Origin of the sequence: Methyloprofundus sedimenti (assembly GCF_002072955.1) — a bacterium.
Lineage (GTDB): Bacteria > Pseudomonadota > Gammaproteobacteria > Methylococcales > Methylomonadaceae > Methyloprofundus > Methyloprofundus sedimenti.
In genome coordinates, this window is the sequence record NZ_LPUF01000001.1 from 660,401 (window position 1) to 679,709 (window position 19,309).

The 19,309-nt window shown below is 41.5% G+C and carries 23 protein-coding genes, 1 tRNA gene and 1 pseudogene; 22 read left to right on the forward strand and 3 right to left on the reverse strand.

All coding sequences use genetic code 11. From position 1 onward, the window contains the following. Nucleotides 1-26: 26 nt before the first annotated feature. The 11 genes from hisB (at nucleotide 27) to AU255_RS02870 (ending at nucleotide 6,746) form a co-directional block, all read left to right on the forward strand. The gene (gene hisB / locus AU255_RS02820) at nucleotides 27-620 is read left to right on the forward strand and encodes an imidazoleglycerol-phosphate dehydratase HisB (protein ID WP_080521465.1); all 594 of its coding nucleotides are present in this window, start codon (nucleotides 27-29) and stop codon (nucleotides 618-620) included. Between the two features lie 183 nt (nucleotides 621-803). Beyond that, on the forward strand, nucleotides 804-1,445 hold the full coding sequence (gene hisH, locus AU255_RS02825; protein WP_080521466.1) for an imidazole glycerol phosphate synthase subunit HisH: 642 nt from the start codon (nucleotides 804-806) through the stop codon (nucleotides 1,443-1,445). A gap of 49 nt (nucleotides 1,446-1,494) precedes the next feature. Next, nucleotides 1,495-2,250: a 1-(5-phosphoribosyl)-5-[(5-phosphoribosylamino)methylideneamino]imidazole-4-carboxamide isomerase gene (hisA, locus tag AU255_RS02830; RefSeq protein WP_080521467.1), complete on the forward strand. Its 756-nt coding sequence runs from the start codon at nucleotides 1,495-1,497 to the stop codon at nucleotides 2,248-2,250. Beyond that, nucleotides 2,237-3,013 (forward strand): imidazole glycerol phosphate synthase subunit HisF, encoded by a 777-nt coding sequence (gene hisF, locus AU255_RS02835; RefSeq protein WP_080521468.1) that lies wholly within the window; start codon nucleotides 2,237-2,239, stop codon nucleotides 3,011-3,013. Before hisA ends, hisF begins: the two co-directional genes overlap by 14 nt. Continuing rightward, nucleotides 3,010-3,399 carry a phosphoribosyl-AMP cyclohydrolase gene (gene hisI / locus AU255_RS02840; protein ID WP_080521469.1) on the forward strand — a complete coding sequence of 130 codons (390 nt, stop codon included), beginning with the start codon at nucleotides 3,010-3,012 and terminating at the stop codon, nucleotides 3,397-3,399. The genes hisF and hisI overlap by 4 nt, the downstream gene beginning before the upstream one ends. A gap of 93 nt (nucleotides 3,400-3,492) precedes the next feature. Further along, nucleotides 3,493-3,810: a phosphoribosyl-ATP diphosphatase gene (locus AU255_RS02845; protein ID WP_080521470.1), complete on the forward strand. Its 318-nt coding sequence runs from the start codon at nucleotides 3,493-3,495 to the stop codon at nucleotides 3,808-3,810. Between the two features lie 53 nt (nucleotides 3,811-3,863). Next, complete coding sequence (tatA, locus tag AU255_RS02850) at nucleotides 3,864-4,100, forward strand: twin-arginine translocase TatA/TatE family subunit (protein WP_080521471.1); 237 nt, start codon at nucleotides 3,864-3,866, stop codon at nucleotides 4,098-4,100. A 3-nt stretch (nucleotides 4,101-4,103) separates the two neighbouring features. Continuing rightward, nucleotides 4,104-4,412: a Sec-independent protein translocase protein TatB gene (gene tatB / locus AU255_RS02855; RefSeq protein ID WP_080521472.1), complete on the forward strand. Its 309-nt coding sequence runs from the start codon at nucleotides 4,104-4,106 to the stop codon at nucleotides 4,410-4,412. Continuing rightward, complete coding sequence (gene tatC, locus AU255_RS02860) at nucleotides 4,399-5,154, forward strand: twin-arginine translocase subunit TatC (RefSeq protein WP_080521473.1); 756 nt, start codon at nucleotides 4,399-4,401, stop codon at nucleotides 5,152-5,154. Before tatB ends, tatC begins: the two co-directional genes overlap by 14 nt. A gap of 396 nt (nucleotides 5,155-5,550) precedes the next feature. Then, nucleotides 5,551-6,009 carry a DUF3465 domain-containing protein gene (locus AU255_RS02865; RefSeq protein ID WP_080521474.1) on the forward strand — a complete coding sequence of 153 codons (459 nt, stop codon included), beginning with the start codon at nucleotides 5,551-5,553 and terminating at the stop codon, nucleotides 6,007-6,009. After that, the gene (locus tag AU255_RS02870) at nucleotides 6,009-6,746 is read left to right on the forward strand and encodes a pteridine reductase (protein ID WP_080521475.1); all 738 of its coding nucleotides are present in this window, start codon (nucleotides 6,009-6,011) and stop codon (nucleotides 6,744-6,746) included. Before AU255_RS02865 ends, AU255_RS02870 begins: the two co-directional genes overlap by 1 nt. Here the strand turns inward: AU255_RS02870 and folK are convergent. Both folK and folB read right to left on the reverse strand, forming a co-directional pair. Further along, nucleotides 6,735-7,244, reverse strand: coding sequence for a 2-amino-4-hydroxy-6-hydroxymethyldihydropteridine diphosphokinase (gene folK, locus AU255_RS02875; RefSeq protein WP_080521476.1), 510 nt, complete (start codon nucleotides 7,242-7,244; stop codon nucleotides 6,735-6,737). The two genes, AU255_RS02870 and folK, sit on opposite strands and share 12 nt — an antisense overlap. 2 nt (nucleotides 7,245-7,246) lie before the next feature. Then, on the reverse strand, nucleotides 7,247-7,600 hold the full coding sequence (gene folB / locus AU255_RS02880) for a dihydroneopterin aldolase (protein WP_080521477.1): 354 nt from the start codon (nucleotides 7,598-7,600) through the stop codon (nucleotides 7,247-7,249). A 109-nt stretch (nucleotides 7,601-7,709) separates the two neighbouring features. On the opposite strand from folB, the gene plsY reads away from it, so the two are divergent. Next, complete coding sequence (gene plsY, locus AU255_RS02885; RefSeq protein WP_080521478.1) at nucleotides 7,710-8,282, forward strand: glycerol-3-phosphate 1-O-acyltransferase PlsY; 573 nt, start codon at nucleotides 7,710-7,712, stop codon at nucleotides 8,280-8,282. A gap of 3 nt (nucleotides 8,283-8,285) precedes the next feature. Here plsY and tsaD read toward each other — a convergent pair whose 3' ends face one another. Continuing rightward, nucleotides 8,286-9,308, reverse strand: coding sequence for a tRNA (adenosine(37)-N6)-threonylcarbamoyltransferase complex transferase subunit TsaD (tsaD, locus tag AU255_RS02890; RefSeq protein ID WP_080523266.1), 1,023 nt, complete (start codon nucleotides 9,306-9,308; stop codon nucleotides 8,286-8,288). 113 nt (nucleotides 9,309-9,421) lie between these two features. Between tsaD and rpsU the strand changes: the two genes are divergently transcribed. From rpsU to AU255_RS02940, 10 genes and pseudogenes are all read left to right on the forward strand, one after another. Further along, nucleotides 9,422-9,655, forward strand: coding sequence for a 30S ribosomal protein S21 (gene rpsU / locus AU255_RS02895; RefSeq protein ID WP_080521479.1), 234 nt, complete (start codon nucleotides 9,422-9,424; stop codon nucleotides 9,653-9,655). A 6-nt stretch (nucleotides 9,656-9,661) separates the two neighbouring features. Next, complete coding sequence (locus AU255_RS02900) at nucleotides 9,662-10,111, forward strand: GatB/YqeY domain-containing protein (RefSeq protein WP_080521480.1); 450 nt, start codon at nucleotides 9,662-9,664, stop codon at nucleotides 10,109-10,111. A gap of 13 nt (nucleotides 10,112-10,124) precedes the next feature. Next, nucleotides 10,125-11,867 (forward strand): DNA primase, encoded by a 1,743-nt coding sequence (gene dnaG, locus AU255_RS02905; RefSeq protein WP_080521481.1) that lies wholly within the window; start codon nucleotides 10,125-10,127, stop codon nucleotides 11,865-11,867. 45 nt (nucleotides 11,868-11,912) lie between these two features. Continuing rightward, nucleotides 11,913-13,735, forward strand: a pseudogene (gene rpoD / locus AU255_RS02910) (RNA polymerase sigma factor RpoD). Between the two features lie 24 nt (nucleotides 13,736-13,759). Continuing rightward, nucleotides 13,760-13,836 (forward strand) — tRNA-Ile (locus tag AU255_RS02915). A gap of 98 nt (nucleotides 13,837-13,934) precedes the next feature. Further along, complete coding sequence (gene metK / locus AU255_RS02920; RefSeq protein WP_080521482.1) at nucleotides 13,935-15,095, forward strand: methionine adenosyltransferase; 1,161 nt, start codon at nucleotides 13,935-13,937, stop codon at nucleotides 15,093-15,095. 24 nt (nucleotides 15,096-15,119) lie between these two features. Then, a complete protein-coding gene (ahcY, locus tag AU255_RS02925) occupies nucleotides 15,120-16,412 on the forward strand; it encodes an adenosylhomocysteinase (protein WP_080521483.1) in 1,293 nt (430 codons plus the stop codon). A 159-nt stretch (nucleotides 16,413-16,571) separates the two neighbouring features. Next, the gene (metF, locus tag AU255_RS02930; RefSeq protein ID WP_080523267.1) at nucleotides 16,572-17,417 is read left to right on the forward strand and encodes a methylenetetrahydrofolate reductase [NAD(P)H]; all 846 of its coding nucleotides are present in this window, start codon (nucleotides 16,572-16,574) and stop codon (nucleotides 17,415-17,417) included. Between the two features lie 212 nt (nucleotides 17,418-17,629). Next, entirely contained in the window at nucleotides 17,630-18,373 is a 744-nt protein-coding gene (locus AU255_RS02935; protein WP_080521484.1) for a 16S rRNA (uracil(1498)-N(3))-methyltransferase, read from the forward strand. Next, the gene (locus AU255_RS02940; protein WP_080521485.1) at nucleotides 18,363-19,253 is read left to right on the forward strand and encodes a CPBP family intramembrane glutamic endopeptidase; all 891 of its coding nucleotides are present in this window, start codon (nucleotides 18,363-18,365) and stop codon (nucleotides 19,251-19,253) included. Before AU255_RS02935 ends, AU255_RS02940 begins: the two co-directional genes overlap by 11 nt. The last annotated feature ends 56 nt before the right edge of the window (nucleotides 19,254-19,309 follow it).

Below are 19,309 nucleotides of genomic sequence, written 5' to 3' on the forward strand. Positions count from 1 at the left end.
TCCATGTATTTTAACAATGTAAAACGATGACAGATAGAATCGCAAGCGTTGAACGTAATACGTTGGAAACGCAAATTAGCATTAGCATTAATCTGGATGGTACTGGAAAGGCCAGTTTTGATACTGGTGTGCCTTTTCTTGAACATATGCTGGATCAAATAGCACGTCATGGCTTAATTGATATGGATATCTATTGTAAAGGCGATGTGCAAATCGACGACCATCATACGGTAGAAGATATCGGTATTACTTTAGGTAAAGCATTTGCTCGGGCTTTGGGGGATAAAAAAGGCTTGTTTCGCTATGGCCACGCTTATGTGCCATTAGACGAAGCCTTGTCGCGTGTAGTAATTGATTTTTCAGGTCGCCCGGGGTTACATTATGAAGTTGAATTTAAGAGAGCAATGATCGGCAGTTTTGATGTTGATTTATTTCGTGAATTCTTCCAGGGTTTTGTCAATCATGCGGGCGTAAGTTTGCATATTGATAATTTGAAAGGTATTAATGCACACCATGTTGCGGAAACAGTGTTTAAAGCAATGGGGCGTGCGGTACGTATGGCAATTACCGAAGACCCGCGTATGGCAGGGATAATGCCATCGACCAAAGGGGTGCTGTAGTTGGGACTGCAGGATTTAGCCTGCTTCTCTTCTACTTGAGTATTTAGCGCATTTTGCTTCAGCATATGCAGATAGCAACTTAATTAAAACGCATAGTGAAATCCAGCATATTTTAACAACATTAGAGATTGCTGGCTTAGCGTCTGTTTTATATATTTTTAAACGATTTACTTATTAATCCAAATGTCTTCTGTAGCAGTCATAGATTATGGCATGGGCAATCTCCATTCCATTGCCAAAGCTTTGCAACACGCAGCACCTGAAGTTGATGTCCGTGTTGTTTCTGATAAAAAATCCATATTATCCGCTGATCGTGTAGTATTTCCCGGTGTAGGTGCCATACGTGATTGTATGCATGCCTTACAAGATACAGAGTTAAACCAGGTCATTGCTCAAGTTGCTCAAACTCGACCCTTGCTCGGTATTTGCCTGGGAATGCAGGCTTTACTGACTAATAGTGAAGAAAATGGCGGTACTGAATGTTTGGCTATTCTGCCAGGCCAGGTTAAGCACTTTGCAGCAGATTTACATGCAGCCAATGGCGAGCGATTGAAAATTCCGCATATGGGCTGGAATCAAGTAGAGCAACATCATCATCCTCTCTGGCAAGATATTGCACAAAATAGTCGCTTCTATTTTGTGCATAGCTATTATGCGGAGCCTGACGATCCTGCTATCGTTGCAGCGACAACTGAGTACCCTGAAAAGTTTGCTTGTGCTTTAGCTAAAGATAATATCTTTGCTGTGCAGTTTCATCCTGAAAAAAGTCAAACAGCGGGATTACAGTTACTAAATAATTTTTTACATTGGGATGGACTGGCTTAATTTAAGCGATTTTCCTGATTTTATTTTCACTCTATATTGAGGCAAAAAAATGTTGTTAATACCCGCCATTGATTTAAAAGATGGTAAATGTGTACGTTTACGTCAAGGCCGTATGGAAGATGACACAGTATTTTCAGATAATCCAGTTGAAGTTGCTGGGCGTTGGGTTGCTGCAGGTGCACGACGTATCCATTTGGTCGATTTAGATGGCGCTTTTGCCGGTAAGCCAAAAAATGCTGATATTATTCATCAAATTGTTGCTGCTTATCCCGATGTGCCAGTACAAATTGGTGGCGGTATACGTGACGAAGAAACGGTCATCGCCTATTTAGAAGCTGGGGTGCAATATGTCATTATTGGTACTAAAGCGGTTAATGATCCGCATTTTGTTCGTGATCTAGCGCTGGCTTATCCAGGACATATTATTGTTGGTTTGGATGCTAAAGACGGTAAGGTTGCTGTTAATGGCTGGTCTAAGTTGTCACGTCATGACGTCATCGATATGGCGAAAAAATTTGAGTCATATGGCGTTGAAGCAATTATTTATACCGATATTTCTCGTGACGGCATGATGAATGGTGTTAATGTTGAAGCGACGGCTAAGTTGGCCGCGGCTATTAATATCCCTGTGATCGCTTCGGGTGGTATTACCAATATGGATGATGTTAAAGCTTTAGCTGCCGCCTCAGAAGACGGTATTATGGGTGCTATTACTGGTCGTGCTATTTATGAAGGCACTTTAGATTTTGCTGAAGCGGAGAAACTAGCCCAATCTTTTCCTAAAGGTCATTATGAGCTTAGCTAAACGAATTATCCCGTGCCTGGATGTTGATAATGGTCGCGTTGTTAAAGGCGTAAAATTTGTTGATATTCGTGATGCTGGAGATCCTGTCGAGGTGGCGCGTCGATATGACCGAGAAGGTGCAGACGAAATTACCTTTTTGGATATTACCGCAACACATCATGATCGCGATACCATCGTCCACGTGGTTGAACAGGTCGCTAGTGAAGTTTTTATCCCTTTAACGGTCGGCGGTGGTATAAGGAAACTGGAAGATATCCGGCGTATGCTGAATGCGGGGGCGGATAAGGTTGGCATTAACAGTGCGGCCGTTTTTAATCCTGAGTTTGTTCGCGAAGCCGCTGAGAAATTTGGTTCGCAATGTATTGTTGTCGCAATAGATGCTAAAAAAGTCAGCTGTGAAGGTGAGGCTAATCGGTGGGAAATTTTTACTCATGGTGGCCGTAAAGAAACCGGTATTGACGCCATTGAATGGGCGAAGAAAATGGTTGACTATGGCGCCGGTGAGATTTTATTAACCAGCATGGACCGAGATGGTACACGCGAAGGTTTTGATTTAGCTTTAACACGAGCTATTAGCGAAGCAGTGGCTGTTCCTGTTATAGCCTCTGGCGGCGTGGGTAATTTGCAGCATTTGGCTGACGGTGTTACCAAGGGTAAAGCAGATGCAGTTTTAGCGGCAAGTATTTTTCATTTTGCAGAATACAGCGTGCAAGAAGCTAAAGAATATATGCAGAAAGAAGGTATCGAGGTGCGTTTAGCGTGAGCGAGACATGGCTGGATGAAATACGCTGGACGGATGATGGGCTAGTACCGGTCATTGCTCAGCAAACGGGTTCGGGAAAAGTGGTTATGTTTGCCTGGATGAATCGTGAGTCTTTGGCTTTAAGTTATACAGGTGGCTATGCCGTTTATTGGTCGCGTTCACGTAATAAATTATGGCGTAAGGGTGAAGAATCCGGCAACAGGCAAAAGATTGTATCAATCTCTATAGATTGTGATGAGGATGTGTTATTGCTAGAAATAGAGCAAGAAGGCGGTATTTCTTGCCATACAGGCAGGGAAAGCTGCTTTTATAGAACTTTGCAGGATGGGGTTTGGCAAAAGAATTCTCCTGTCTTGAAAGATCCTGCAGAGATATATAAAAAATAAAAAATACTATAAGGCTTGGCTTTAGCCCGCCTTTAATGCGGAAACAGGCGGGCTAAAGCCACGCCCTACGCGCCATCTTTATAGGGAGTAAGTATGAGTGAAGTTTTAACTGAATTGGCTGTTATTCTGGAGCAACGCAAGCAAGAGTCAGCGGAGTCTTCGTATGTCGCGAGTTTATATGCAAAAGGTTTGGACACCATTTTAAAGAAAATTGGTGAAGAAGCGACCGAAACAGTTATCGCAGCCAAGGATGGAAATAAAGAGCAGATTATTTATGAAACGGCAGATTTGTGGTTTCATTGCATGGTATTGCTTGCCGAACAAGGTCTGCATCCTGATGATGTCTTAAATGAATTACAGCGACGTTTTGGTTTGTCTGGTCTGAAAGAAAAAGCGCAGCGTCAGAAATAAGCATGCTTCGCAGGGTGGCAGCGGGAAGTATAATAACCTAAAGAGGAATTATCATGGGAATCAGTGTAACTCAGTTATTAATTGTATTAGTCATTGTGATTGTTTTATTTGGCACCAAGCGTCTGCGTAATATGGGCGGTGATATAGGGGGGGCTATAAAGGGCTTTCGCTCAGCAATGAAAGAGGGTGAAGAAGATAAAAATCTGACAGAAAAAGAGAGTGATGTTATTGATGCTGAAGTGATTGATACCGAAGTGACAGAAAAAAAATCAGAGCAAGATAAAGTTTAAGCCATGTTTGATATAGGTTTTTGGGAACTTTGCATGATCGGTCTGGTCAGCTTGCTGGTTATTGGGCCTGAAAAATTGCCCAAAGTTGCACGTATTACAGGTTTCTGGTTAGGCAAAACCAGACATATGGTCGCTTCAGTAAAAGAAGAAATCAACGAAGAACTTAAGCAAGAAGAGTTAAGGCAGTTATTAAATGAGCAGCAGACCAAGATTGATTCCATGACTAAAGACCTGGACTTGAATGGTCAGGCAGAGCAATTTTTAGACGCAACTAAAGAACCGGTGGATAAAGAAAAGCATGGTGGAAAATGAAGAACAGGAACAGCCATTAATTTCTCATCTTGTTGAGTTACGTAATCGTTTATTAAGGGTTGTTGTAACAGTTTTGCTGATTTTTCTGGCAATGGCTCCTTTTGCCAACGAGATTTATAGTTTCTTGGCCAAACCCTTGATGCAATTTTTACCTGCCGATACATCGATGGTAGCGATTGATGTCGTCTCACCATTTTTAACGCCGTTTAAACTGGTTTTGGTCGCCTCAATATTTATTGCAATACCGGTTATTTTGTATCAATTCTGGGCTTTTGTTGCTCCTGGGCTGTATGCACATGAAAAGCGAATGATCGCTCCTTTGTTAATTGCCAGTACGCTTTTATTCATATTAGGAATGGTGTTTGCTTATTTTGTAGTATTCCCCCTGGTCTTCGGTTTTCTCACCTCTGCAGCACCTGTCGGTGTGTCAGTGATGACCGACATTGCCAAATATCTGGACTTTGTGCTGACGATGTTCTTTGCCTTTGGAATGGCATTTGAAGTACCCATTGTCACGATAGTATTGGTATGGGTAGGTGTTTTTACTCCTCAACAATTAGCTGAAAAGCGTCCCTATATTATTGTTGCCGCTTTTATCATAGGCATGTTTTTAACCCCGCCTGATGCTATTTCTCAAACTTTGCTTGCAGTCCCGATTTGGTTGCTATTTGAAACAGGTTTGTTATTTTCCCGCTTGTTTGTCAGAAAATCCGACTCTAAGCAGATAGCATCCGATAAATAAACGCTGCTTATAAATCGCGTAATCCACTAAATTACCTCATTAGGATACAGGAATCGGTCAATTTGAAGCAGAATTTCAATTAGATTTTTTCTCGGAATAATGGTGCGGATTATTACCATCAAGGCCTGTATTAAGCTGGAATGTATGTATACTTCGCGCGGCCACATATGCGGTTTTCTAGCGGCCGATTTTAGCCGATAGCTGCGTTGCTGAAACAGTTGCGTAGCTTGCTATGCGCCTGTTTCAGCGCCTTGCTTTCGACTAAAATCAACTCGCTATTTGTCAGCATCCGTGACTGCGCGAAGTATAGCTGCAACCTAGAGGTCCCGTGTTTTCAGATTCAAATCACTGCTGCAGAGAATCGTGCTCTGTATATTACGCTGAGATAGTCTCAATATGAAAAAAATCCTTATTTTATTAATAGCCGTTGCGCTAGTTATTTTTGAGGCTTACCAGGGGCAAGATTCGCCTTTATCCACGGAGGGATTATTACAAACTTTCACTAGTGACAATAGTGTAAATGTTAATGACGGCCTTCAACGTGCTTTTAAAAATAGACAAAGTGACCTGCAGATTCAGGGAAAAGGTGTAGTGATAAAAGTATTACGAGATGACACTAAAGGCTCAAGACATCAAAAGTTTATTATCAGGGCTGGAGCGGAGCAAAGCGTGTTGGTGGCTCACAATATAGATTTGGCACCAAGACTTGACGGTTTGAAAAAAGGCGATGCAGTTGAGTTCAATGGCGAGTATGAATGGAATGCAAAAGGCGGTGTTATTCATTGGACGCATAAAGATCCAAAAGGCTATCATGTTCCTGGATGGCTAAAATATAATGGCAGGATTTATCAATAATGACGGCAAAAAAAAATATTTTAATTACGGGCGGAGCAAAAAGAGTAGGTGCTCATTGTGTGCGCTATTTACATGCGCAAGGCGCTAATATTTTACTGCATTATCGTGCATCTAAAGACGACGCTGTAACTCTAGCTGATGAGCTGAATGGGCTACGGCCCGATTCCGTACGGATTTATCAAGCTGAATTGCAGAATATAAAAGCCTTGCAAGGATTGGCAAATGCAGCTGAACAGGCATGGGGCGGTGTAGATGTTTTAGTCAATAATGCCTCGGCATTTTATGTCACTTGTATGGGTGAGGTAACTGAATCACAATGGGATGATTTGCTGGGAAGTAATTTAAAGTCCCCCTTTTTCTTAATTCAGGCACTCACTCCAGTATTGCAAAAAAGGAATGGGTGTGTGGTTAATATAGTTGATATTCATGCAGAACGAGGATTAGAGGGATACCCCGTTTATTCCATTGCAAAGGCAGGTTTGGCGGCTTTGACAAAGATACTTGCTAAAGAATTAGCCCCGCAGATACGGGTTAATGCAGTGGCTCCAGGTGCGATTTTATGGCCTGATCATGAACTTGCAGAGCAACAAAAACAGGAAGTGCAGGCTAAAATTGCGTTGCAACGTACTGGTTGCCCTGATGATATTGCCAAGGCGATTGCTTTTTTAATTTATGATGCCGAGTATGTGACAGGTCAAGTCATAACGGTAGATGGCGGGCGTACCTTATTTAGCTAGGCTCTTTATACCTGGTAAATAGGGTATTTTCTGTTGCTTAGCAGTACTTTTATCGAATTCCTGCCAAAGTTTTTGGTAACAGATATTCTTGACGGGATGATGCCGTTCAGGCGCAATTTCAGCGAGAGGTTCAAGTACAAACGCATAATTGAGAATATCATTGTGCGGGATAGTGAGTGTTTCTGTGGAGATCACTTGTTGATCATACAAGAGTAGATCCAGATCCAGCGTGCGCGAGGAAAATTTTTCTTTAGTCCGTATCCGGTCGTGATCAGTCTCTATATTTTTTAGCTGCATGGCGATGTGTAGAGGGTCATGGTCGCTGTAAAAAGAAATGACCAGATTTAAAAAGGCATCTCCCGAAAAACCGACCGGTGCTGATTCATATACACTGGAATAGGTGAGGCTGCCAAACCTGTGCTGCAATACCTCAAGAGCAGAAGAAATATTATGCTCTCGATTGATATTGCTACCTATGCTGATAAAACAAAGCGGCATTTTTACTTCACGCCGCGTTCAATAATAATACCGACATCACTGGCACCGCTGATCGCACCTTTTTTATTCAGTGTTAGCTTGACCCAGGGGACCTTAAATTCTTTACGAATCGTGCTGATGATTTCTTCAGCAAGTTTTTCAACCAGAAAAAAATTACTTTGTTCAACAAAGCTTATAACGTGTTGGGAAACAGCCTTGTAGTCTAATGTGTTTTCTATATCATCTGTGGCAGCCGCTTTCTGGATGTCATGAGCCATTTCAATATCCAGAATAACTGTTTGTTTGGTTTTGCGTTCCCAGTCATAAATACCGATAATTGTATCAATTTTCAAGCCACCTAAAAAAATAATGTCCATTAAGACTCCAGTTATTATTATAATTACACCTATTGTTTAGGCAATTGTATCAGGGAATTTACCCTGTTATGCAGTAGTGAACTCATATATTTAAAAATAGGATAGAAAAATGATCGAATGGCTTTTAATCCCTGCTGCATATTTATTGGGCTCCATTTCCAGTGCAATTATTGTATGTAGAGTGATGGGGCTGCCTGATCCCCGTGCTGAAGGCTCCGGAAATCCGGGTGCGACTAATGTCATGCGGATTGGCGGGAAAAAAGCGGCTACAATTACTTTATTGGGTGATATGCTCAAAGGCTTAATACCAGTCTTATTGGCACAAATTTTAGATGTAGGTCCTGTCATTTTATCCGCGGTGGTTCTTGCCGCTTTTTTAGGTCATTTATATCCGGTTTTTTTTGGTTTTGCAGGTGGAAAAGGGGTGGCTACTTCTTTTGGTGTGCTGTTGGGAGCAAACTGGATGCTTGGTTTGGCCGTGGGTTTAACCTGGTTTGTCGTTTATAAGCTATTTAAAATTTCTTCTTTGTCCGCTTTAGTTGGGGCAACGCTTGCTCCTTTTTATGTTTATTTAATTATGGGTATGCAGCCACTGGTGTATGTGGCTGCTTTGATTGCAGTTATATTAATTTGGCGGCATAAAACGAATATTCAACGTTTATTGGCAGGTGAAGAAAAGTAACGTTTATAACTCATTTGTTTGTAACAATTCATCTATTGGCCAGCGAGGCCTGGCATTAATGCGTAAAGATTCCTGTTGTTGGGCTAACAGTCGCTGGCAGCCCGCATAGGCAATCATTGCGCCGTTATCAGTGCAAAATTCAGGCCTGGGAAAAAATATTTCAGCGCTTTCTTTAATGACCATCTGCGTTAATATTTGACGAATGTGGGTGTTAGCGCTAACTCCTCCGGCAACAACAAGCCGTTTTAATCCCGTTTGTTTAAGGGCGCGTTTGCATTTTATTGCCAGTGTTTCAGCAGTCGCTTGTTGAAAGGCAAGGGCAACATCAGCTTTGTCCTGTGCTGTTTGCTCGGTTTGGTTGAGTGTATTCATGGTAAAGGTTTTCAGTCCGCTAAAACTGAAGTCCAGGCCGGGGCGGTCGGTCATGGGACGAGGGAATTTAAATCGATTTGCCTGACCTTGTACTGCAAGCTTTGATAACAAAGGGCCGCCAGGGTAAGCCAGTCCTAGCATTTTTGCGGCTTTATCAAACGCTTCACCTGCAGCATCATCCAGAGATTCACCCAGCAGCTGATATAAACCGATACCTTTGACTTCGACTAATAGCGTGTGGCCGCCTGAAACCAGTAAAGCGACAAAAGGAAATTCTGGCGATTGCTCTTCTAACATAGGTGCAAGCAAGTGACCTTCCATATGATGCACGCCTATTGCTGGAATATTTAATGACCAGGCCAGGCTTTTGGCGGTAGCTGCACCAACTAACAAAGCCCCTATTAAGCCAGGGCCAGCGGTATAGGCAATGCCTTGAATATCTGTTTTAGCAAGCTGGCTGTGATGTAGGCATTCATCTATCAGTGGTATAAGTTTGCGTATATGATCGCGTGAGGCCAGTTCAGGAACAATGCCGCCGTATTCATTGTGCATCGCAACCTGGCTATATAAACTATGGTGGATAAGTCCTTTGTCGCTATGGTAGAGAGCGACTCCAGTTTCATCGCAAGATGTCTCAATTCCTAAAATGTACATTGATTTTTTGATTTTAAAAAAATTACTGCTATAATCGAGGGTTTCGCTAGCTGACAAGTATAGGGTTCAGCTGGCACAATGTGATTTTGAATTTTAGCAAACTGGAAAAATTTATGCCCGCAATTAAAGTTAAAGAAAACGAACCATTTGATATTGCTCTTCGCCGTTTTAAACGTTCATGTGAAAAAGCTGGTGTTCTGTCTGAAGTACGTCGTCGCGAGTTTTATGAAAAACCAACAGCAGAACGTAAACGTAAAGCTGCTGCAGCTGTAAAGCGCCATCTTAAAAAATTATCACGTGAGCGTTATGCGTTGAAAAATCTGCGTCGTGGCCGTCCACTGCTGTAAGCAAAGATGACTATTATGCAAGCTCGTCTTAAAGACGCAATGAAGCTGGCAATGAAAAGTCGGGAAAAAGTTCGCTTAGGGACTATCCGATTAATATTATCAGCGATTAAGCAAAGAGAAGTGGACGAACGTATTGTTCTGGATGACCAGCAAGTCATTGTTGTGTTGGATAAAATGCTAAAGCAGCGTAGAGAGTCAATCAGACAATATCGTGATGCGAGTCGAGATGATTTGGCTGCAGTGGAAGAAGCTGAAGTTTTGGTAATACAGGAATTCTTGCCTCAAGAATTGACTGAAGAAGAAATTAGTGACTTGGTTAAGTCGGCTATTGCAGATAGTTCGGCAAGCTCAATTAAGGATATGGGTAAGGTCATGGCAATATTAAAGCCGGCCATGCAAGGACGAGCAGATATGGCTGTGGTAAGCACAAAAATAAAGGCGATGTTAGCGACTTAAGGCTTAGCTGATTATGGCTGGCAAAATCCCCCGATCATTTATAGATGACCTGTTGGCCAGGGTTGATATTGTTGACCTGGTAGATTCTTATGTTCCGCTGAAGAAATCAGGTAGTAGTTATGTTGCTCGTTGCCCTTTTCATACTGAAAAAACACCCAGTTTTGTGGTAACACGTAATAAGCAGCTTTATCATTGCTTCGGCTGCGACGCGGGTGGCAACGCCATTAATTTTTTAATGGATTATAGTCATCTTAATTTTGTTGAGGCTGTGGAAGATCTAGCAGATTTTGTCGGTGTACCCGTGCCGAGAGAATCAGCTAATAGGGCAATAAAGAAGGATAATGTAACTGAAATTTTTCAGGTGCTTGAGCAGGTTGCTGGTTTTTATGTTCAGCAGTTACGTGAAAATGAGTCAGCTAAGGTAGCAATCGATTACCTTAAATCCCGTGGTTTGAGTGGCGAGATAGCGCGTGAGTATCAGATCGGTTTTGCGCCTGATGGCTGGGATACATTATTAAAGCGGTTTAATGCCCGGCAGCTTATTGAAGCGGGATTGGCGATACCCAAAGAAAATGGTTCGGTTTATGATCGTTTCCGTGGCCGTGTGGTTTTCCCTATCCGCGATAGAAGAAGCAGAAAGGGCCAAGTTTTGGGCTTTGGTGGCCGGGTTCTGGATGACTCTTTGCCTAAATATTTGAACTCACCTGAGACAGCTGTTTTTCATAAAGGACGTGAGGTTTATGGTTTGTATGAGTTGCTCGCCAGGAACTCAAAACCAGAACGGATTGTTGTAGTCGAAGGTTATATGGATGTGATTGCGCTGGCTCAGTTTGGTGCAGCTTGTGCGGTGGCAACTTTGGGAACGGCAACATCAAAGGAACACCTGGAATTATTGTTCCGCTTTAGTTCAGAAATTGTATTATGTTTTGATGGGGATAAAGCTGGAAGAGAGGCTACCTGGCGTGCAGTTCTATCGGCTTTTCCCAGTCTTAGGGATGGCAGGCAGGTAAAAATAATGCAGTTACCCTTGGGTAGCGACCCGGATACATTTATCAGAGATCGGGGGCTGGAAGAATTTGAGCGTAGTGTGCAGTCGGCACAAGCCTTATCGGATTATTTTTTTGCACGAGTTAAACAAGGCTTAAGTCTTCGTAACCTTGAAGGCCAGGTTAATTTAGCTAAAAAAGTAACTGAATATTGGGGAAATTTGCCAAATGGTGAATTTCAGCTGCAGATGGAAAAGCAGTTAAGAAGCCTATGTAATATAGAGGGGCTGGATTTATTTGAAAACCACGCTAAACTTAAAAAACAAATAGAGAATAAGAGGCTTGTTGACAAGCAGAGGCGCGACGATAATTCATTTACGCCTGTAAGAGTAGCTATTTCTTTACTGTTACAATACCCTGATTTTATAGAAGTAATTGAGCAAAAAGAAATAAACTGGCAGTCTATTAATTTGCGCGGTGCTGATTTGTTAAAAGAGGTGGTTGAAATTATTTTGCAGAGTCCCAATATTAAACCATCACAGTTGTTAGAATATTTTCGAGATCATGAATATGAGAAGCATGTTAAAAAAGTAGTTAATGATCATTTTCTTATTTCGGGAAAAGAAGAGCTAAAAGAAGAGTTTTCAGGCGCAGTAGATAGGTTAATTCAACAGGGAAGGGATGCTCGTTTTGCTGAGTTAAATGCAAATGTGAGTGACTTAAGTGCATATGAGTTGCAGGAAATGCTAGCACATACTAAGCGCAGATAGTGTAATTTTCTCATGCCATACGGCATGGATTTTTAAGAGTACATCATGAATCAAGAACAGCAGCAGTCCCAACTTAAACAATTAATTGCTAAAGGAAAAGCACAAGGTTATTTAACTTATTCCGAAGTTAATGATCACTTGCCTAGTGAAATAGTTGACCCTGAACAAATAGAAGATATTATTGGTATGATCAATGGCCTTGGTATCAAGGTTCATGAGTCTGCCCCGGATGATGAAGATTTATCTGAGGAAGTTGCCTCTGATGACGATGACGATGATGCAGAAGAAGTTGCAGCATTGGCTTCGGTTGATAGTGAGTTTGGGCGTACCACTGATCCAGTCAGAATGTATATGCGTGAAATGGGCTCCGTTGGTTTGTTAACCCGGCCAGAAGAGTTGAAGATTGCACGTAGAATTGAAGAGGGTCAGCGCCAGATTGTTCGGGCTGTTTCTCGCTCCAAGCTCGTTATTGACTCATTGTTTGCTGATTTTGCAACCATCGGAGAAGAAAATGGTTTGCGTTTAACCGATATTCTAAGTGACTTTATCGACCTGAATGAGCCAGATTATGATGATTCCAGAGTCGCTGCAACTCCGGTAGATGCTGCTGACAATGACGCGGATGACGCTGAAGATGAAGCTCCTGAGCCAACGGGTGCAACCTTTGAAGAGGCTCAAGAAAAAATTTCCGAAATTAGGGTAGCATATAAACGTGTTGAAGCTTCTATAAAAAAGCATGGCTATCAGCATGATAAAACTGAACAGGAATTTGAAAATCTTTCTGAGCGTTTTCTTGAAGTTAAATGGGCTCCTCAGTACTTCAAAAAACAAGTTGCTATGGTTGCGGGGATCACGAAAAGCATTCGTGAACAAGAAAGAAATATTATGGAGCTTTGCGTTAAGCAGGCGAAAATAAATCGTAAGGATTTTATTGATAATTTTATTGGCAATGAAGCAAATTTAAAATGGTTATCCCGCTTTGCAGATAAAGATGAGGCAATTGCAGCTGTTTTAAAGTTAAAAGAGAAAGAAATTAAAAGAGTAGAGGCGCATTTTGCTGCAATAGAAGAAAGTCATGGGTTGTCCATTACCGAGCTGAAAGATATTAGCCGCCGTGTGTCTATCGGTGAAGCAAAGTCCAGACGCGCAAAAAAAGATATGATTGAAGCCAATTTAAGACTGGTGATTTCAATTGCAAAAAATATACTAATCGCGGTTTGCAGTTTTTGGATTTAATTCAAGAAGGAAATATCGGTTTAATGAAAGCGGTTGATAAATTTGAATACCGTCGCGGTTATAAATTTTCGACCTATGCAACCTGGTGGATACGTCAGGCAATTACGCGTTCAATTGCGGATCAGGCAAGAACAATACGTATACCAGTGCATATGATTGAAACGATTAATAAATTAAATCGTATTTCAAGACAGATTATGCAGGAAAAAGGCAGAGAGGCAACGCCTGAAGAATTAGCGGTACATATGGAGATGCCAGAGGATAAGGTACGTAAGGTACTAAAAATTGCTAAAGAACCCATTTCTATGGAAACGCCGATAGGTGATGATGAAGATTCACATTTAGGTGATTTTATTGAAGATTCAAAGATGCTTTCACCGGTTGAGTCTGCTACAATAGAAGGCTTGAAAGAATCCACTCAAGGTGTATTAGCAGGGCTAACGGCACGAGAGTCGAAAGTGCTACGTATGCGTTTTGGTATTAATATGAATACTGATCATACGCTGGAAGAAGTTGGTAAGCAGTTTGATGTAACTCGTGAGCGCATTAGACAGATTGAGGCGAAAGCGTTACGTAAGTTACGCCATCCATCGCGCTCTGATCAGTTAAGATGCTTTTTAGACGCAGAATAATGCGCATCTAAAGTTTTAAGTTTAGGGCCCTTAGCTCAGTTGGTTAGAGCATCCGACTCATAATCGGCAGGTCCCCAGTTCGAGTCTGGGAGGGCCCACCATACATAGAAAGGCTGCCTTAGGCAGCCTTTTTTTTTATACCTGAGCGCATATACAGGTTCAGGGTTATATTTATCCCTTATTAAAGAAGGACCATAAAATGAGCAATAATTATATTTTTACTTCTGAGTCGGTCTCAGAAGGTCATCCTGATAAAGTTGCTGATCAGATTTCCGATGCAATTTTAGATTCTCTACTTGCAAAAGATCCTAATTCACGAGTGGCGTGTGAAACGCTAGTTAAAACTGGAATGGTTCTTATTGCTGGAGAAATTACCACTAATGCCTGGGTTGATACGGAAGAGGTGGTGAGAGGAGTCGTTAAAGAAATAGGTTATAACAGCTCGGAAATTGGTTTTGATTATGAAAGTTGCGCAGTCCTAAATGCTATAGGTAAACAATCTGCCGATATTTCCATGGGGGTTGACGATAGCGAAGATCATGAACAGGGTGCTGGAGATCAGGGTTTAATGTTTGGTTATGCCAGCAATGAAACTGATGTATTAATGCCTGCCCCCATTACTTTCGCGCATCTTTTAATGAAGCGTCAGGCAGAAGTGCGTAAAAATGGTACTTTGCCCTGGTTGCGCCCAGATGCAAAAAGTCAGATTACCTTTCGTTATGAAAATAACAAGCCAGTTGCCATAGATGCAGTGGTTTTATCGACTCAGCATTCACCTGAAATGGGCGGTAAACTACTAGAAGAAGCGGTAATGGATGAAATTATTCTACCTACTTTACCGAAAGAGTGGTTGCATGCAGGTACGAAATATTTCATTAACCCAACTGGTCAATTTATTATTGGTGGTCCTGTCGGAGATTGTGGATTAACGGGTCGTAAAATAATTGTTGATACTTACGGCGGTATGGCTAGACATGGTGGTGGTGCCTTTTCAGGCAAAGATCCTTCAAAAGTGGACCGCTCGGCAGCCTATATGTGTCGTTATGTCGCAAAAAATATTGTTGCAGCCGGACTGGCGCAGCGCTGTGAGATTCAAGTGTCTTATGCGATTGGTGTGGCTGAACCTACCTCTATCAGTGTGGAAACTTTTGGTACGGGTAAAATCAGCGAAGACAGGATGGTTGATATCATTAGAGATGTTTTTGATTTAAGACCTAAAGGTTTGATTGCTATGCTGGATTTATTAAAGCCTATCTATTTACCTACAGCTGCTTACGGACATTTTGGTCGGACTGAAGATACATTCAGTTGGGAAAAAACAGATAAAGTTGATGCTTTAAAAAGCGCTGCAGGTCTTTAACATTAAATAAACTGGATATTAAACATGAGTTCACAAGATTATAAAGTAGCCGATATGGCTTTGGCTGGATGGGGCCGTAAAGAAACATTAATTGCTGAAACGGAAATGCCAGGTTTAATGGCTTTACGTGAAGAATTCGGTGCAGCACAACCGTTAAAAGGTGCGCGTATTGCCGGATGTTTGCATATGACAATTCAAACTGCAGTATTGATAGAAACGCTAACTGCGTTAGGTGCTGAAGTACGCTGGTCTTCATGTAATATATTTTCGACACAGGATCATGCAGCTGCAGCAATGGCTGCAGCGGGTATTCCTGTATTTGCCTGGAAAGGTGAAACTGAAGAAGAAGCTGAATGGTGTATTGAACAAACCATTATTGGGCCTAATGGCTGGCGCCCGAATATGATTCTTGATGATGGCGGTGATTTAACCGTGATGATGCACACTAAATTCCCGGAATTAATGGCTGATGTTAAAGGGCTTTCTGAGGAAACCACGACGGGTGTATTACGTTTGTATGAAATGGTTGCTAAAGGTACTTTAAAAGTACCTGCATTCAATGTAAACGATTCTGTGACTAAATCTAAATTCGATAACTTATATGGTTGCCGTGAATCTTTGGTTGACGGTATTAAACGAGCTACAGATGTAATGATCGCCGGTAAAATTGCAGTGGTTTGTGGTTATGGTGATGTTGGTAAGGGGTGTGCGCAATCTCTGCGTGGCTTAGGTGCTACTGTTTGGATAACTGAGATTGATCCAATTTGTGCACTACAGGCATCAATGGAAGGTTTTCGTGTTGTGACGATGGAAGATGCTGCGCCACAAGCTAATATCTTTGTAACAGCAACGGGTAATTATCATGTTATTACTCATGAGCATATGCAAGCGATGAAAAATAACGCTATCGTGTGTAATATCGGTCACTTTGATTCAGAGATTGAAATTGCAGCACTACGCCAGTACACATGGGATAACATTAAACCTCAAGTCGATCATGTGATCTTTGCTGATGGTAAAAAAATAATTGTCCTGGCGGAAGGTCGTTTAGTAAACCTGGGTTGTGCAACAGGTCATCCTAGTTTTGTGATGTCTAATTCTTTCTGCAACCAGGTTTTGGCTCAGATGGAATTATGGGAAAATGCGGCTGATTACGAAAATAAAGTTTACATTTTACCGAAAAAACTAGATGAAAAAGTCGCTCGTTCGCATTTAGAACAGCTGGGTGTGCAATTAACACAACTGACATCTGAGCAAGCTGAATATATTAGCGTACCGGTTGAAGGCCCTTACAAAGCGGACCATTACCGTTACTAATATTCAATGTTGGTCCGGGTTATTTATCATGCAAGGTACAGAGCAGATAACCCGGCTCCGTTATCCAGGATTGATATTGGGCTTATGTTGTTTTTTACCAAACAATAATAAATCTAATCTGACCTACACTATATTATTGGCCCTTATGCTTAAAATATGATGATGACAAAAGAAAACAAGGCAGACTTATTTAGTTTTGAATTTTATCCACCCAAAACAGAAGAGGGGGCGGCCAATTTAGAACAGGTTCATCGTGATCTGGCCAAACTAAATCCAGACTTTTTCTCGGTAACATTTGGTGCTGGTGGATCAACACGCGATAAGACCTATGATACTGTAGTTAAAATTCAAAAAAGTGAAATAGCTGCTGCGCCTCATTTATCCTGTGTTGCTTCAACTAAAGAAAATATCCGTGATATATTAAAAAATTACCGCGAGCATGGCGTATCTAAAATTGTCGCCTTGCGCGGTGATTTACCTTCAGGCATGATGTCTGCCGGCGAATTTCGTTTTGCGAATGAATTAGTCGAGTTTATTCGGGCGGAAACGGGTGACCATTTTCAGATCCATGTTGCTGGATATCCAGAGATCCACCCTCAAGCCAAGAATGCCACTGAAGACTTTAACAACTTTAAACGAAAAGTCGATGCTGGTGCGGATTCAGTGATTACTCAGTATTTTTATAATGCAGAAGCTTATTTTTACTTTATGGATAAATGTGAAAAAAATGGCATAGATATTCCCGTTGTGCCGGGTATTATGCCGATAACCAATTATTCACAATTGTTTCGTTTTTCCGATATGTGTGGTGCAGATATTCCACGCTGGATGCGTAAAACACTGGAATGTTTTGGTGATGACAAGGCTTCAATTATGGCTTTTGGTGAAGACGTGGTGTCTAAATTATGCCAGCAATTACTGGATAATGGTGCACCGGGTTTGCATTTTTATACCATGAATCAATCAAAAGCAACTTTGGCAGTTTGGAATAATCTGAAGTTTTAATCAGTTACTAAACTTGTTATCAAAAAGGCAGGCAAGGCATAATATGCTTTGCCTGCCTTTTTTATTGCACTCGTTCCTATGCAGAGCGCAACGAGTCGAAAGCAAGAGCTTCAAGTCCTTCATGGTAAAGTAAGAACATTTGCCTGGAGTCAGTGCCAGATGCCCGCTTATATTGAACGAGTCCGGGTAAGCAAGGTGTTTTAGGAAAGATTATGAGAGTTTCACGATTATATGTTGCTATGCCTTTGGTTTTACATGAAACCATTGAGCTGGATGAAGATAGCGCCCATTACTTGCGTACGGTTTTAAGACTAAAGAAAACGCAAACAATTACCTTATTTAATGGTGAAGGTGGCGAGTATCAGGGCAAAGTTGTTGAGGTATCACGAAAACGTGTATTAATTGAGCTATTGTCTTTTACTAATCGGAGTGTCGAGTCAGGCTTGCATGTTATTTTAGGATTAGGAGTGTCGCGCGGCGATCGTATGGATTTTTCGGTGCAAAAATCAGTAGAATTAGGCATAGCAAAGATTACACCCTTGCAAACGGAACGGTGTGTTGTACAGTTAAAAGCAGAAAAAGGTCAGAATAAAGTACGGCATTGGCAGAAAATCGCACAGCATGCGACTGAACAAAGTGGACGTACTTTTAGGCCTACGGTTGAAGCTGTTGAAAATATTGAGGCATGGGTAAAGCAGCAGACTGGTCTTAAGCTTTTTTTAGACCCATTTGCTACGCGAACCCTTAAACAATTACAGCCAGAAGGTAGGCAAGTTACTTTATTAGCGGGGCCTGAAGGTGGATTTTCCGAACAAGAGCGTGAAATGGCAAAGCAGGCCGGGTTTATTCCCGTGCAGATGGGGCCACGCATTTTACGTACTGAAACAGCCGCGCTCACCGCTATAACAGCGGTACAGGTTTTATGGGGCGATTTAGGAAGAGAAGATGCTGAATAAAACGCTAATAAGCTTAATACCTTTTTTAGTGCTGCTGCTTTTTTCCATCATTGCCTGTTTTATCGGTTACGCAATCTTTATTTTGCTGGATGGGGCGGCTGAGTTGAGTCGAATTATAAGTCGAGTGACGCAGGTCATGCTGATTTTAAGTATATATCCGCTAATGCGCTGGTTAGATATCAGTATCGCAGATATGGGATTTGCGCCTGTTAAAGTATTTCTTAAGCAAATGACGGGAGGTATGGTTTTAGGTTTGGCTACTTTGTTGCCTGTGCTGGTACTCAACTATGCTCTGGGAATTACGGTTGTTGATATGCATAATGTTTGGGCTTTAGATAAGTTGCTTATTAGTTTGTTAGTGGCTTTTTTATTGGCTTTGATGATTTCATTATTAGAAGAGCCCATGTTTAGAGGGATTTTAATTTCTGCTTATATAAAGCGTATCGGAATAACAGGGACTATTTTCGTGAGTTCTTTGTATTATGCTGTATTGCATTTTATTAAAACAAAAACATCTATAGCCGTTGAAGAGGCTGAGTTTTCAGATAGTTTTAAACTTTTATTAGAAGCCTTTGAAAATTTATTGAATCCTGATAACTTTGGAGCTTTATGGGCATTAATAATGGTGGGATTTTTTTTGGCCGTAATGCGCACCCGACTGCAGCTTGGTCTGGCGTGGTGCATAGGTTGCCATGCAGCGTGGGTATGGCAGATTAAAATGGCGCATAAAATAACAACAGTAGATCAGAACTCGGAATTGCTTTATTTGGTCAGTCCATATGATGGTGTTATTGGTCCAATGGTAGCAATATGGTTGACTCTGGTTTTAGGTGTTTATCTGGCTTATGAGCAGTTTGTAAAAAATAAGCAACAGGGGTAGGCTTTAGCCTAAAAGTCTACCCCAACAAGATGACTATAAAATGAATAATAAAAAGG

Coding starts and splice junctions, on each gene's coding strand:
- hisB (WP_080521465.1), top strand. CDS start 27: ATGACAGATAGAATCGCAAGCGTTGAACGTAATACGTTGGAAACGCAA.
- hisH (WP_080521466.1), top strand. CDS start 804: ATGTCTTCTGTAGCAGTCATAGATTATGGCATGGGCAATCTCCATTCC.
- hisA (WP_080521467.1), top strand. CDS start 1,495: ATGTTGTTAATACCCGCCATTGATTTAAAAGATGGTAAATGTGTACGT.
- hisF (WP_080521468.1), top strand. CDS start 2,237: ATGAGCTTAGCTAAACGAATTATCCCGTGCCTGGATGTTGATAATGGT.
- AU255_RS02845 (WP_080521470.1), top strand. CDS start 3,493: ATGAGTGAAGTTTTAACTGAATTGGCTGTTATTCTGGAGCAACGCAAG.
- tatA (WP_080521471.1), top strand. CDS start 3,864: ATGGGAATCAGTGTAACTCAGTTATTAATTGTATTAGTCATTGTGATT.
- tatB (WP_080521472.1), top strand. CDS start 4,104: ATGTTTGATATAGGTTTTTGGGAACTTTGCATGATCGGTCTGGTCAGC.
- tatC (WP_080521473.1), top strand. CDS start 4,399: ATGGTGGAAAATGAAGAACAGGAACAGCCATTAATTTCTCATCTTGTT.
- AU255_RS02865 (WP_080521474.1), top strand. CDS start 5,551: ATGAAAAAAATCCTTATTTTATTAATAGCCGTTGCGCTAGTTATTTTT.
- AU255_RS02870 (WP_080521475.1), top strand. CDS start 6,009: ATGACGGCAAAAAAAAATATTTTAATTACGGGCGGAGCAAAAAGAGTA.
- folK (WP_080521476.1), bottom strand. CDS start 7,244: ATGCCGCTTTGTTTTATCAGCATAGGTAGCAATATCAATCGAGAGCAT.
- folB (WP_080521477.1), bottom strand. CDS start 7,600: ATGGACATTATTTTTTTAGGTGGCTTGAAAATTGATACAATTATCGGT.
- plsY (WP_080521478.1), top strand. CDS start 7,710: ATGATCGAATGGCTTTTAATCCCTGCTGCATATTTATTGGGCTCCATT.
- tsaD (WP_080523266.1), bottom strand. CDS start 9,308: ATGTACATTTTAGGAATTGAGACATCTTGCGATGAAACTGGAGTCGCT.
- rpsU (WP_080521479.1), top strand. CDS start 9,422: ATGCCCGCAATTAAAGTTAAAGAAAACGAACCATTTGATATTGCTCTT.
- AU255_RS02900 (WP_080521480.1), top strand. CDS start 9,662: ATGACTATTATGCAAGCTCGTCTTAAAGACGCAATGAAGCTGGCAATG.
- dnaG (WP_080521481.1), top strand. CDS start 10,125: ATGGCTGGCAAAATCCCCCGATCATTTATAGATGACCTGTTGGCCAGG.
- metK (WP_080521482.1), top strand. CDS start 13,935: ATGAGCAATAATTATATTTTTACTTCTGAGTCGGTCTCAGAAGGTCAT.
- ahcY (WP_080521483.1), top strand. CDS start 15,120: ATGAGTTCACAAGATTATAAAGTAGCCGATATGGCTTTGGCTGGATGG.
- metF (WP_080523267.1), top strand. CDS start 16,572: ATGATGACAAAAGAAAACAAGGCAGACTTATTTAGTTTTGAATTTTAT.
- AU255_RS02935 (WP_080521484.1), top strand. CDS start 17,630: ATGAGAGTTTCACGATTATATGTTGCTATGCCTTTGGTTTTACATGAA.
- AU255_RS02940 (WP_080521485.1), top strand. CDS start 18,363: ATGCTGAATAAAACGCTAATAAGCTTAATACCTTTTTTAGTGCTGCTG.